The sequence below is a fragment of the Gryllotalpicola sp. genome, from assembly GCF_027352875.1.
GTDB lineage: Bacteria > Actinomycetota > Actinomycetes > Actinomycetales > Microbacteriaceae > Gryllotalpicola.
The window spans coordinates 1-11059 of record NZ_DAIEII010000040.1 but is presented as its reverse complement, the minus strand read 5'-3'; the positions used below and the strand labels follow the sequence as shown (position 1 = coordinate 11059).

13 protein-coding genes, 1 tRNA gene and 2 pseudogenes are annotated in these 11059 nt (G+C 67.0%); 7 read left to right on the top strand and 9 right to left on the bottom strand.

Annotated features, from left to right (window positions below; translation table 11 throughout):
• Nucleotides 1-185: 185 nt before the first annotated feature.
• The 3 genes from M7D61_RS04725 to M7D61_RS04715 are packed head-to-tail and all read left to right on the top strand — an operon-like array spanning nucleotide 186 to nucleotide 1818.
• On the top strand, nucleotides 186-512 hold the full coding sequence (locus M7D61_RS04725; RefSeq protein ID WP_298228105.1) for a hypothetical protein: 327 nt from the start codon (nucleotides 186-188) through the stop codon (nucleotides 510-512).
• Nucleotides 513-529: 17 nt separating this feature from the next.
• The gene (locus M7D61_RS04720) at nucleotides 530-955 is read left to right on the top strand and encodes a hypothetical protein (protein WP_298228103.1); all 426 of its coding nucleotides are present in this window, start codon (nucleotides 530-532) and stop codon (nucleotides 953-955) included.
• Nucleotides 955-1818, top strand: coding sequence for a hypothetical protein (locus M7D61_RS04715; RefSeq protein WP_298228101.1), 864 nt, complete (start codon nucleotides 955-957; stop codon nucleotides 1816-1818). The genes M7D61_RS04720 and M7D61_RS04715 overlap by 1 nt, the downstream gene beginning before the upstream one ends.
• A 164-nt stretch (nucleotides 1819-1982) precedes the next feature.
• Here the strand turns inward: M7D61_RS04715 and M7D61_RS04710 are convergent, their stop codons facing one another.
• On the bottom strand, nucleotides 1983-2192 hold the full coding sequence (locus M7D61_RS04710; RefSeq protein ID WP_298228099.1) for a hypothetical protein: 210 nt from the start codon (nucleotides 2190-2192) through the stop codon (nucleotides 1983-1985).
• Nucleotides 2193-2619: 427 nt separating this feature from the next.
• Between M7D61_RS04710 and M7D61_RS04705 the strand changes: the two are divergent.
• The 4 genes and pseudogenes from M7D61_RS04705 to M7D61_RS04690 all read left to right on the top strand — a co-directional run.
• Nucleotides 2620-2964, top strand: a pseudogene (locus M7D61_RS04705) (helix-turn-helix domain-containing protein); the annotation flags it as partial.
• A gap of 204 nt (nucleotides 2965-3168) precedes the next feature.
• On the top strand, nucleotides 3169-4716 hold the full coding sequence (gene istA, locus M7D61_RS04700) for an IS21 family transposase (protein WP_298228097.1): 1548 nt from the start codon (nucleotides 3169-3171) through the stop codon (nucleotides 4714-4716).
• A gap of 50 nt (nucleotides 4717-4766) precedes the next feature.
• Nucleotides 4767-5297: pseudogene (locus tag M7D61_RS04695) on the top strand (ATP-binding protein); the annotation flags it as partial.
• A gap of 67 nt (nucleotides 5298-5364) precedes the next feature.
• The gene (locus M7D61_RS04690) at nucleotides 5365-5493 is read left to right on the top strand and encodes an ATP-binding protein (protein WP_298228095.1); all 129 of its coding nucleotides are present in this window, start codon (nucleotides 5365-5367) and stop codon (nucleotides 5491-5493) included.
• 498 nt (nucleotides 5494-5991) lie between these two features.
• On the opposite strand, the gene M7D61_RS04685 is transcribed toward M7D61_RS04690, so the two are convergent.
• The 8 genes from M7D61_RS04685 to cgtA all read right to left on the bottom strand — a co-directional run.
• Nucleotides 5992-6067: transfer RNA gene (locus M7D61_RS04685), tRNA-Ala, on the bottom strand.
• A 36-nt stretch (nucleotides 6068-6103) separates the two neighbouring features.
• Nucleotides 6104-6481 carry a ribosome silencing factor gene (gene rsfS, locus M7D61_RS04680; RefSeq protein WP_298228093.1) on the bottom strand — a complete coding sequence of 126 codons (378 nt, stop codon included), beginning with the start codon at nucleotides 6479-6481 and terminating at the stop codon, nucleotides 6104-6106.
• 11 nt (nucleotides 6482-6492) lie between these two features.
• On the bottom strand, nucleotides 6493-7116 hold the full coding sequence (locus M7D61_RS04675; RefSeq protein ID WP_298228091.1) for a hypothetical protein: 624 nt from the start codon (nucleotides 7114-7116) through the stop codon (nucleotides 6493-6495).
• A gap of 344 nt (nucleotides 7117-7460) precedes the next feature.
• Nucleotides 7461-8066 carry a nicotinate-nucleotide adenylyltransferase gene (nadD, locus tag M7D61_RS04670; protein ID WP_298228090.1) on the bottom strand — a complete coding sequence of 202 codons (606 nt, stop codon included), beginning with the start codon at nucleotides 8064-8066 and terminating at the stop codon, nucleotides 7461-7463.
• 3 nt (nucleotides 8067-8069) lie between these two features.
• The gene (locus tag M7D61_RS04665) at nucleotides 8070-8300 is read right to left on the bottom strand and encodes a hypothetical protein (protein ID WP_298228089.1); all 231 of its coding nucleotides are present in this window, start codon (nucleotides 8298-8300) and stop codon (nucleotides 8070-8072) included.
• A 71-nt stretch (nucleotides 8301-8371) separates the two neighbouring features.
• A complete protein-coding gene (locus tag M7D61_RS04660) occupies nucleotides 8372-9655 on the bottom strand; it encodes a glutamate-5-semialdehyde dehydrogenase (RefSeq protein ID WP_298228087.1) in 1284 nt (427 codons plus the stop codon).
• Between the two features lie 10 nt (nucleotides 9656-9665).
• Entirely contained in the window at nucleotides 9666-10451 is a 786-nt protein-coding gene (gene proB, locus M7D61_RS04655; protein ID WP_298228086.1) for a glutamate 5-kinase, read from the bottom strand.
• The coding region (gene cgtA / locus M7D61_RS04650) for an Obg family GTPase CgtA (protein ID WP_298228083.1) at nucleotides 10451-11059 on the bottom strand (609 nt) is incomplete at its 5' end. The genes cgtA and proB, both read right to left, overlap by 1 nt.

The following is an 11059-nucleotide window of genomic DNA, read 5'->3' as shown; positions in this document are numbered from 1 at the left end:
GGCGTGAGAAACTTGCACCTGCGAGATGCCTTCCTTCTCGGGTCAATAGGTTCATCAACAAACCCTATTTTCCCTGATGAGAAAGGCATTCTCCGCTTAACGCGCCGCCCTCAACTCAACGTCCATCGGTGGATTCAGGCTGAAGGATAGTCCGCAGATGAGCGTCATGACGCTACCGTTTTGCCATGTACGAGACCCCGGATCAGAGGCTGGTTGTTGCCGAAGGGCTAGCCGCGATGGCTACGACTTGGCCTGAAGGGGGTGAACCCGCTGAAACGGTAAGGGAGCATCTCATTGAGAAGTGGCAGCAACTTGGGACTCCGGCGAACGCATTCGCCGACGCAGCCGAAGCTGTTAGCCGTCAGCCGCAGCCGATAGACGAGCCGGCCGAGGAAGCGGAAAGCCTGCAGGCTTTTCAAGAACTACTAGGGCTGCCTAACACCGAGGAGCAGCTTCTTGCCGCACTAGCAGCAAGAGATCTTCTTCAATCGTTGGCTCGTGACTACTCCTAGCAGCTGCGAATTCTCCGATGACTCTTCTTGACGCTCTTGTGCCTTTAGCATCGGTGCTTCTCGGTGCAGGTATCACCTACTGGCTCAATGTTCGCACTCGCAGGCGGAACCTCGTGGAGGACTACTTCAACGAGGCCATCGCCGCGGTTTCGCTCGTCGTCTCGACCATGAGCTATGTCCCTCACTACGGCAAATGGCATGAGGCGGTATCGGAAGAAGAGCGTGTTGAGTTCGAAAAGGAAGTGGCGCGCGAGGCAACGCTGAATCATATGAGGGCATTGGCCGAAGCTCGCGACGCAGTTGCCAAGTGCGTCCCCTACCGGTCTGCTCTGAACCGGTTTCTTGAGGAACCAGTGCTCTATTTTCAAGATCACACGAGCGAGATCGTCACCGAACTACGACTCGGCCTATCCCGCCGCCGGTCACGTCGTGGAGACAACTGATGACTCGCTCGCTGCCTGAAAAGACGTTCGAGCACTGGTGCTCGATTCACCTCGGGTATCGGTACCGCGCCCACATGCACCAGTGGTGGCCGAGCACCGGCGCGGACATCAAGATCGAGAACATCCCACCCGCTTACGGCAAGCGCATCTGGCTCGAACTCAAAGTGCCGGAATGGAACGCCGCTGCCACTCGCCACGAACTCAAGCTCGATCTCGTCCAGCTGCATAAGTACGCGACATCGCCGGTGCCGGACTATTACGTGTTCCCCATCCCTCCCTGGACCGATGTGCTGGGAGCGGCTGCCAGCCTGCCGTGGCTGGCAGGCACACCTCGGTCGGCTCTCGCATACCAGGCTCAGAGCGGCGAGCAGTGGTTTGCGGAGTGGAGTTGGGTTCTTCCTGGACACGCTTTGCGTCGTGCCTTTGCGAAGAGGCCCAAGGGAGTGGCGGTGCTTGCACCCCAGCACGGTCCTGCCGACGCATTCACCTGGCACGGCGCTGCAGCGGCCCGCAACTTACGAAGGCCGATGCTCTGGCGTGATTTTCTGAGACTCATGGAACAATGCGGGGACGCTGACTGGCCAGCACAATTCATCGTGCCAGCTGGCAGCATTCCACTGTCTCCAGCCAGCGGCGGTGGCTCTGTGGCGCGGTCGACGCTTGCCTCGGTGCTCTCGTCACTCCGACAGGTCAGGGATGGGCATGCGAAAAGGCCAGACGACAAGTCCTTCAGCCTTTTCAGCCCCATCGACGGCGAATACGCCGAGGTCGCAGATAGAAGGCCGCTCGGCCCTGGCCTGTTTGATGAGCCGATCCACGATCGCGGTCTCTTGACCTTTGGCGTAGACGCGCTCGACGTGTGAGCGGGGGTGACCCAGCGTCTTGCCGCCAGTTCTGCGACTCTCTTCGTCGAGGTCACGGATGGTCTTGTCGAGCTCACCCATGTAGCGGCCTATCTCACGTTGGCGCCTTGGGTTGTGCTCGCGACAGAGGCCGGACTGATAGTCGTTGAGGACTTCTTGCGCCGTTATTCGCCATCGTCTCGGGTCATCCAGCCGGCCTTCGAGGGCGTCTCAATGACCTCGACGCGCCCGGCGTAGTCTTCCGCCATGTTCTTCCATCCCCACATCGATTGGGCCAGCACGATAAGCAGCTTCGCCGGCATTTGGATCAGTGGGATTGGAGTGCTCGTAGCGATCGGTGCTGCCACCGGTAGCTGGATCGTGTTAGCGGCCATGCCAAACTGCCCATAGGCGGCTTGGGTTCTAGCGATCGTCGCAACACTTCCCTCTCCGAGAGTTGCGACAACCGTGCCCGACATCACTGTTCCTCCGTGCCGCAGGATCTACCGCGAGGCTGAGAAGACCGAGTTCCTCGAAGCGTTCGAACGCCTCGGCAAGGTCAGCCTCGCTGCGCGCGAGGTTGGTCTTCATCCCGCGAGTTGCTATAAGTGGCTGGCGGACGCCGGCATCGATGCCAAGAAGCACAGCCGAGCCCGTCGCACAGAATACTTCCGGCTGCGAGAGTCCGGGGTCACCCGAGCGGACGCAGCCCGACAGACCGGGTTGAACCTGCGCACCGCAATTGACTGGGACCAGGGAATCGAACACGCCAACAACCGCCGCGTCTATCCCGATGGACGCATCATCGACTACAACAAGGAGGTGGCGCCGCTCAGTGAAACCCGTCAACGGCTGTTGCTTCCCCTCGTGGAGAGGCAGCTGGATCCGCGATACCTGTCGCTGCCGGACCGGGAGAAGATTCGCGACCTCTTTGCGGCGGGAACATCGATCCGTTCCATCGCCCACACGATGCGGCGGGCGCCGTCGACCATCAGCCGAGAGCTGCGCCGCAACCAGACCGACACCGGCACATATGAGCCGTATGCCGCCCACCGCACTGCCGCCGGGCGTCGGTCCCGACCGAAGGACGTGAAACTCCTCGCGGGGTCGCGATTGCGTACGTTCGTGCAGGACAAGCTGCGCATTCGCTGGTCTCCCGAACAAATCTGCCACTGTCAGCGCTCTTCGAAATCTAGGCCGGTAGCGCCCCACGGAACCTGCCCACTGACGGCCATGAGAACTGCCCGCTGGTGGCCATGAGATCTGCCCACTTCCTGTTCTGAGCCCGACCGCTTAAGCGGCGGGAGCCTCTCCCTGGGGTTTGATTGCGGTGTTCAAGACGCACCAAAATCGCCCAGGAAGAGGCCCTGAATGAAGTTTGACGGAGAAATCATGGAAATCCTTGCTGCCTACGATCTGACCGGATCGTTGCGCGCCACAGCCGAGCTCACCGGCTGCTCGCACCACACTGTCGCCCGTCACGTCGCCGCCCGCGACGCCGGCAAGCCGATCGCCGAGCCCGCCTTTCGGGGTCGGGTGACCGATGGGTTCCTGCCCAAGATCGAGGAATGGGTGGAGGCGTCCAAGGGCAAGATCCGCGCCGACAAGGCCCACGAGAAACTCGTCGCCCTCGGCTACGACGGGTCGGATCGCTCGACCCGGCGGGCGGTCGCGCAGGTCCGTACCGCCTACCGGTTCGGCCATGTCCGGGTGCACCGGCCTTGGATCACCGAGCCGGGCATGCGGCTGCAGTATGACTTCGGCGACGGTCCCGTCGTCGACGGCCGCAAGAGCGTGTTGTTCGTCGCCTGGCTGGCCTGGTCAAGGTCTCGGGTCGTGATCCCGCTCCGGGATCGGACGGCGCCGACCGTGTTCGCGGCCCTGGACCGCACGTTCCGCATTCTTGGCGGCGCGCCGACATACGTCCTGACCGACAACGAGAAAACGGTGACCGTGTCCCATATTGCCGGGGTCCCGGTTCGCAACCAGCAGACCGTTGACTTCGCCCGCCACTACGGCATCACCGTGCTGACCTGTCAACCGGCCGACCCTGCCACGAAGGGCGGGTCGGAGTCCTCGGTCAAGGTCGCCAAGGCCGATATTGTCCCCAGGGACACCAACCTGCGCCCCGAATACGGGTCCTTCGCGGAGCTCGAGGCGGCCTGCGAGACGTTCATGGAGCAGGTCAACAACCGTGAGCACCGGGTCACGCGGCGCAAGCCCGCGGCGATGCTCGAGGAGGAACAGCCCCGCCTGCACCGGATCCCCGACACCGCCCACACGGTCTCCTTCGGCCTCTCCCGGGCCGTCCCGGACAACACCCCGATGATGACGTTCGAGAATGGCCAGTACTCGGTGCCGTCGTATCTGCTCGGCGGCCGGGTCTTCGTCCGCAGCCACGGGATCGGCGCGGACGAGCAGGTCATCGTCGTGCACTCCGGGACCGGCGGTCCGGTCGAGGTCGCCCGACACCCGCGCGCCCGGCCGGGGAGCCCGTCAATCGACGACGGCCACTTCCCCGACCACAGGGAGAAGATCCCGGGCGACTACACGGTCAAGGCCCGCAGCGGCGCCGAGGCGGAGTTCCTGAGCCTCGGCACCGGCGCCCGGGCATGGTTGCTCGAGGCCGCGGCCGTCGGCACGACCCGGATGAACGTGAAGATGGCCGACGCGGTGGCGCTGGCGAAGATCAGCGGCCTGGCCGCGGTCGATCAGGCCCTCGGCGAGGCGGCCACCTACCGCCGTTTCGCGACCGGGGACCTCGCCTCGATCCTCGGCTCCCGGAGCTCCCGAGTCCCCGCCCGCGCGGCGGACGAGGCGAAGTCGCTGGCGCAGGGCACCGCCGGGTGGGCCGCGATCGGCCAGCCCGCCGCACCGGTCCTCGGCGCCGTCGCCGAGGGCCTGGAGGAGGGCGCGTGAGCGTCACCGCCACCGCGCCGCCCGCCCTCCCGGCGGACCTGGAGGCGTTGATGCGGCAGCTGAAGATGCCCTACGCCCGCGCGCTGGCGCCGGAGCTGATCGCGACGGCCCGCGCCCAACGCTGGGAACCGGGCGAGGTGATCAAGGCGCTGTTCGTCGAGGAAGTCACCGGCCGGTCCCGGTCCATGCTCGCCACCCGCCGCAAGGCCGCCGGCTTCCCGACCGGGAAGACCTTCGACACCTGGGACGAGGCCGTCTCCTCGATCCCGGTCCCGACGCAACACGCGCTGCGGACCCTGGAATGGATCGGGCGGAAGGAGAACGTCGTCGTCTGCGGGCCGTCCGGGACCGGGAAGACGTTCTTCCTCGAGGCCCTCGGCCAGCAGATCGTCGAGGCCGGGATGCGGGTCGCCTGGTTCCGCCTCGAGGACCTCGGCGCCCTGGTCCGCGCGCACCGCGCCGACGACTCCGTCGGACGCGTGGTCGCCCGGATCCTCCGCGCCGATCTGATCGTGGTCGATGACATCGGGCTGCTTGAGGTCGGTGCCGACGCGGCCGAGGGCCTCTACCGGCTTGTTGACGCCGCCTACGAGAAACGCTCCATCGCGGTGTCCTCGAACCTGCACCCGGCCAAGCTTCGACGCCCTCATGCCCAAGACCCTCGCGACCGCGACCGTCGACCGGCTACTCCACCACGCCCACGTCTGCCAAACCTCGGGCGACTCCATCCGCCTCTCCCAGGCCCTCGCCGGGAAGGGCGTCACCCCGATGAACTAAACCGAGCACGACCGCGCATGGCCAACGCCACCACACCCCAGGTGGGCAGATCTGTTGGCCATGAGCGGGCAGTTTCCGTGGCCACCAGCGGGCAATTCTGCTGGCCGCCTACGGGCAGTTCGGAATGGCCATTGACAATCGATACCGTCGAGGAAACCCTGCACCTCATGCTCGACCTGCTCGGCGACTGCGGCAAGTCCTACCGGACGGCCCCGAAACCCCTCAAGCGCATGCTCAACCAAGCCCTCTTCGAGAAGGTCTACATCATCGCTGACGACGACGCCCCGGACGGCTTCCGGGTCGAGAGCGACTTCGTGCCACCCTTCGACACGCTGCTCAGCCCGGCACTCCGGCAGGCTGTCGAAGAGTGGGCGGCTCAGGCCGGAGTAGCGCACCTGGCGCCACGGAAATCAAAGAAGCCCGCCGTTTCCGGTGGGCTTTCTGCTCGATCTGCGTCGCCACATTTTTTTGGCCGCAATTTTTCTAATAAGCAACTTCTGGTGGACCCGAGGGGATTCGAACCCCTGACCCCCTGCATGCCATGCAGGTGCGCTACCAGCTGCGCCACGGGCCCATACCGGCGAAGCGGCAAGGCAACCTGACTAGGTTACTACACCCCCGAGGCATGCTCCGGCAGTTCGAAGGGCACCGTTGGGCAGTCCTTCCACAGCCGCTCGAGGGAGTAATACAGCCGGTCCTCCTGGTGGAAGACGTGCACGACGAGATCGCCGAAATCGAGCAGAATCCAGCGGCCCTCATGCTTGCCCTCGCGCCGCAACGTCTTCACTCCGGCCTCATTAAGCTTCTCCTCCACCTCGCCGGCGATCGACTGCACGTTGCGCTCGTTGCGCCCCGAGACGAGCAGGAAGATGTCAGTGAGCGGCAGCGGCCCGGACACATCGAGCGCGACCGGGTCTTCCCCGCCCTTGGCGTCCGCCGCGAGGGCGGCGATCTGCAGCAACTCGCGGGCATGGTGGGTTGCTGTCATGCGCTCGCTCTCTAGAAGACGTGGAAGACGAAGGCGGACACGAGGATCCCTGCGACGACGACGGCAAGCGCGCCCGCCGTCGAGCCGAGGATGGCCGGCAAGTGGGGGTTCTGCGCCTTCGGCGGCGCGACCGACGGCAGCACCGAGATGTGCGAGCTCACGGCCCGTGCCGCCGACACCGGCACGACATCGTTCGTCGACACTGCCGCCGGGTCGTCGTCGCCGAACTCGTCGACAGCGGACCCGTCGAAGCGGCTTGGGATCTGGCCGGTGGCACCGAGCGCCCTGGTGAGGTCGATGGAGCCGGTCACCAGGATCTCTCCGGTCGAGGTCAGCGGTGCGGTGACGTCTGCGATCGACGGGATGACGTCGATGATGAGCGAGTTCGCGCTCGTCGCCGCGCCCGAGGTGGTCTCCGCCGTAGTCTCGGGATCGTCGTCGAGAGCGAGCGACCAGTGGCCGGTCGGGGGGTTGAAAGGCTCGGGGGCGGGGGACGCAGGTTCGGCCGGCGCCGAGGAGCGCTGCTCCGAGACGACAGGCCCGCTCTCAGAGTCGGTAGGAATGACCGGCTGGGCGACTTCACGGAGTGCGGCGCCGGCAGAGCCGTCTTCGCGGCCGACCCTGCGGGGATCCACTGAATCCGCGCCTTCAGCAGAGTCGGGAGCAGAACGCAGCAATGCGCGCAACTCGCGACGGGACATCGGGCGGCCGGTGCCGAACGAGGTGCCGTCGGCCTCGGGGACCTGATGTGTCGGCGCGGGCGCGGCCGCAGGGGCGGTTCCGACAGGCCCGACAGGCTCGTCGGCCGGTGCGCCAGGCTCATCGGCTGTCGCGGGGGGCTCTACCGGCGCGGCGGGCTCAACCAGCGAAACAACGACCGGAACCGCTGCAGTGGGCGCGACCGAAGCGAGTTCCGCGGCACGTTCCATCTCGCGCAGCTGCCGGCGGGTCAGTGGCTGGCCGACGTCCGGCTGAAGGCTCACGCCACGCTCCGATACAGATGATGCTTCGAGATGTACTGGACGACCCCGTCGGGCACGAGATACCAGACCGGGTAGCCCCGGCTGACTCTCGAACGGCAATCCGTCGACGAGATGGCAAGCGCCGGGACTTCCAGCAAGGATACGTCGTGGTCATCGGGCAGCCCGCTGAGCGTCAACTCGTGACCCGGGCGGCTCACTGCGACGAAGTGCGCAAGGCTCCAGAGCTCCTCGACGTCGCGCCAGCCGAGGATCTGACCCATCGCGTCGGCGCCGGTGATGAAGAACAGCTCGGCATCGGGACGCTGGGCGTGGATGTCGCGCAGGGTGTCGATCGTGTATGTCGGCCCGATGCGGTCGATGTCAACGCGGCTCACCGTGAAGCTCGGGTTGGACGCCGTCGCGATGACCGTCATGAGATAGCGGTGCTCCGCCGGGGAGACCGCGCCCTTCTGCCAGGGCTCGCCGGTGGGTACGAAGATCACCTCGTCGAGGTCGAACGACTTCGCAACCTCGCTCGCAGCGACCAGGTGTCCGTGATGGACGGGATCGAACGTCCCGCCCATGATGCCGACGCGCGGCCGACCGCCCTGAATAGCCGCCACGAATCAGTCGTGCTGCTTGCCGTGCCCGCCGTGGGTCGTCGCTCCGGCAGCCGCAGCGTGGGCGGAGGCCTCGGGGTCACGATGCGGGGCGTGACGATTGGCGACGTCGCGGAAGCTCCAGACGACGAGGAGCAGGATGAAGAAGAGCACCAGGGCGATGACCCCGTACACCAGCGCCGGAATGGGCAGCGAGTGGGGGGCGAGTTCAGCGGCGACGGTGATCACGGACGACATGGTGCGATTCTAGCCCGCCTTCGGCCGAACGATAGCCGGGAGGCGTTCCCCGGAGCGTCGCCGCCCGACGGCTAGACGCGCACCTGACCCGAGCCGCGCACGACCCACTTCGTGCTCGTCAACTCAGGCAGCCCCATCGGGCCGCGCGCATGGAGCTTCTGCGTCGAGATGCCGACCTCGGCCCCGAAGCCGAACTCCCCCCCGTCGGTGAACCGGGTGGATGCGTTGACCATGACGACCGCGGAATCCACCTCGCCGAGGAATCGCTCGGCACGGCGCATGTCGTTCGTCACGATCGACTCGGTGTGGTGGGTCGAGTGCTGCCGGATGTGCGAAAGCGCCTCGTCCATCGAGTCGACGACCCTGACCGACAGGTCGAGGCTCATGTGCTCGGTGTCCCAGTCCTCGGGCACCGCGGGCACCGAGTCCGGGAAGATCGCCCGCGCACGCTCGTCGGCGTGGATCGTCACGCCGCTCTCGCGCAGCGCGCCGAGCACCGCAGGCAGCAGCCGTGGGGCGCTCGCGCTGTCGACGATGATCGTCTCGAGGGCGTTGCACACGCTCGGCCGCTGCACCTTCGAGTTCACGGCGATGTCGACGGCCATCCCGGTCTCGGCCGACTCGTCGAGGAAGAGGTGGACGACGCCCGCTCCCGTCTCGATGACCGGAACCTTGGACTCCCGCACGACGGTGTCGATGAGTTGAGCCGAGCCGCGCGGGATGAGCACGTCGACATAGCCGCGGGCCGCCATGAGCTCGGCGGCGCCGGGGCGACCGAACTCGTCGATGGTCTGCACCGATTCGCGCGGCAGGCCGGCATCGGCCAGCGCGTCCTGGATGAGGCCGACGAGCACGCCGTTCGTGCTCTCGGCGGCGCTGCCGCCGCGCAGCACCGTGGCGTTGCCGCTCTTCAGCGCGAGCGAGGCGATGTCGACCGTCACGTTGGGCCGCGCCTCGTAGATCGCTCCGATGACGCCGAACGGCACGCGCACCTGCGAGAGTTGCAGCCCGTTGGGCAGCGTCGAGCCGCGCAGCACGACGCCGACGGGATCGGACAGCGCTATGACGTCGCGCACTGCGGCGGCGAGGCCGGCGATGCGCCCCGCGTCGAGCGCCAGCCGGTCGAGGAGCCCAGGTGCCAGGCCGTTCGCCGCGCCCCGCTCGAGGTCGGCGGCGTTCGCGGCGCGGATGGCGCCCGCATGCGACTCGACGGCGCGCGCGATGGCCTCGAGGGCGTCGTCCTTCGCCGTGGTCGACGCCGTCGCCAGCGTGATCGAAGCCATGCGCGACGCGTCGAGCTTGGCGTAGAAGGACGTCGCGTCGAACGTCACCGGGGCCTGCTCGACGAGAGACATGACCGCAAGTCTACGAGCGGACGCGCGCTGCGGGCTCGAAGAAGGTTCCGACCAGGCCACCGCCGAGAGCGTCGCCGACGAGCTCGATCGAGGTCACGACGACCGCGACCCCTGCCGCTGCGGCATGGCGCGCCGCTGAGACCTTCGTCTGCGCTCCCCCGCTGCCCACCCCGGACGCCCCCGTCGCGGTGATTTCGACGCCGTCCAGCGCATCGCCGAAGGGAACGCGGTCGATCGGCTCCGCGCCGTCGAACTGGGGGGGCTTCGTGTAGATCGCGTCGACGTCGCTCAACAGCACGAGCGCATCGGCGTCGATGAGCTCGGCCACCAGGGCGGCGAGGCGGTCGTTGTCGCCGAAGCGGATCTCGTGCGTCGCCACCGTGTCGTTCTCGTTGACGATCGGCAGGATGCGCAGGTCGATGAGGCGCTCCATCGCGCGCCGAGCGTTGCCGCGGTGCGTGGCGTTCTCCATGTCGCTGGCGGTGAGCAGCACCTGCCCGGCGACGATGGCGTACGGCTCGAGCGCGGTCTGGTAGCGGTGGACCAGCAGGCTCTGGCCGACGGCCGCAGCGGCCTGCTGCGTGGCAAGGTCGGTGGGGCGCTCCTCGAGCTTGAGGAACGGCATTCCCGTCGCGATCGCGCCCGAGGACACCAGCACGACCTCGGCACCGCGGCGGCGGGCGGCCGCGAGCGCACCGACGAGCGGGGCGATGCGCCACGAGTTCTCGCCGCTGATCGACGAGGAGCCGACCTTGACGACGACGCGCTTCGCCTCGCCGACCTCAATCCTGCCCATCAGATGCCGTGCCCCTCATCCTCGTCGTCCTGCCACAGCCCGGCAAGGCGCTCCGCCTCGAGCTCGTCGCGGGCGGCTGCCTTCGCATCCATGCGCTCGTGGTACTCCTCGCGACGTTCGCGGCGGGATGACCGCCGGTTGGTGTCGAGGCGGGTATCGGTGCCGCGCGGTGCCACCACGAGCTCGGCGGTGGAGGTCAGCATGGGCTCCCAGTCGAACACCACGCCGCTGCCGGGGCCGATGACGACGGCATCCCCCGCGACCGCGCCCGCCTCGAAGAGGCCTTCCTCGACGCCCAGCTTGTTGAGCCGGTCTGCGAGGTAGCCCACGGCCTCATCGTTCTGGAAGTCGGTCTGCGCGACCCAGCGCTCGGGTTTCGCGCCGAGCACCCGGTAGAGCGGGCCGTCGCTGCCGCCCTCGACTCTGATGGTGAAGCCCTTCTCATTGACGGCGCGCGGGCGCAGTACGATCCGCGGGGATTCCACGCGCCCAGCCGCCGCGGCCTTCCGCGCCTCGTCGACGACGCCCGCCAGCGCGAAGGAGAGCGCGCGCAGACCCTCATGGCTCAGCGTCGAGATCTCGAACACGCGGTAGCCCTGCGCCTCCAG

What these genes read in the sequence shown, in the direction of transcription:
- M7D61_RS04710 (WP_298228099.1), bottom strand. Translation starts at nt 2,192, where the DNA reads ATGGCCGCTAACACGATCCAGCTACCGGTGGCAGCACCGATCGCTACG.
- rsfS (WP_298228093.1), bottom strand. Translation starts at nt 6,481, where the DNA reads ATGACAGCAACCCACCATGCCCGCGAGTTGCTGCAGATCGCCGCCCTC.
- M7D61_RS04665 (WP_298228089.1), bottom strand. Translation starts at nt 8,300, where the DNA reads ATGTCGTCCGTGATCACCGTCGCCGCTGAACTCGCCCCCCACTCGCTG.
- proB (WP_298228086.1), bottom strand. Translation starts at nt 10,451, where the DNA reads ATGGGCAGGATTGAGGTCGGCGAGGCGAAGCGCGTCGTCGTCAAGGTC.
- M7D61_RS04725 (WP_298228105.1), top strand. Translation starts at nt 186, where the DNA reads ATGTACGAGACCCCGGATCAGAGGCTGGTTGTTGCCGAAGGGCTAGCC.
- istA (WP_298228097.1), top strand. Translation starts at nt 3,169, where the DNA reads ATGAAGTTTGACGGAGAAATCATGGAAATCCTTGCTGCCTACGATCTG.
- M7D61_RS04720 (WP_298228103.1), top strand. Translation starts at nt 530, where the DNA reads ATGACTCTTCTTGACGCTCTTGTGCCTTTAGCATCGGTGCTTCTCGGT.
- M7D61_RS04660 (WP_298228087.1), bottom strand. Translation starts at nt 9,655, where the DNA reads ATGTCTCTCGTCGAGCAGGCCCCGGTGACGTTCGACGCGACGTCCTTC.
- M7D61_RS04690 (WP_298228095.1), top strand. Translation starts at nt 5,365, where the DNA reads ATGCCCAAGACCCTCGCGACCGCGACCGTCGACCGGCTACTCCACCAC.
- M7D61_RS04715 (WP_298228101.1), top strand. Translation starts at nt 955, where the DNA reads ATGACTCGCTCGCTGCCTGAAAAGACGTTCGAGCACTGGTGCTCGATT.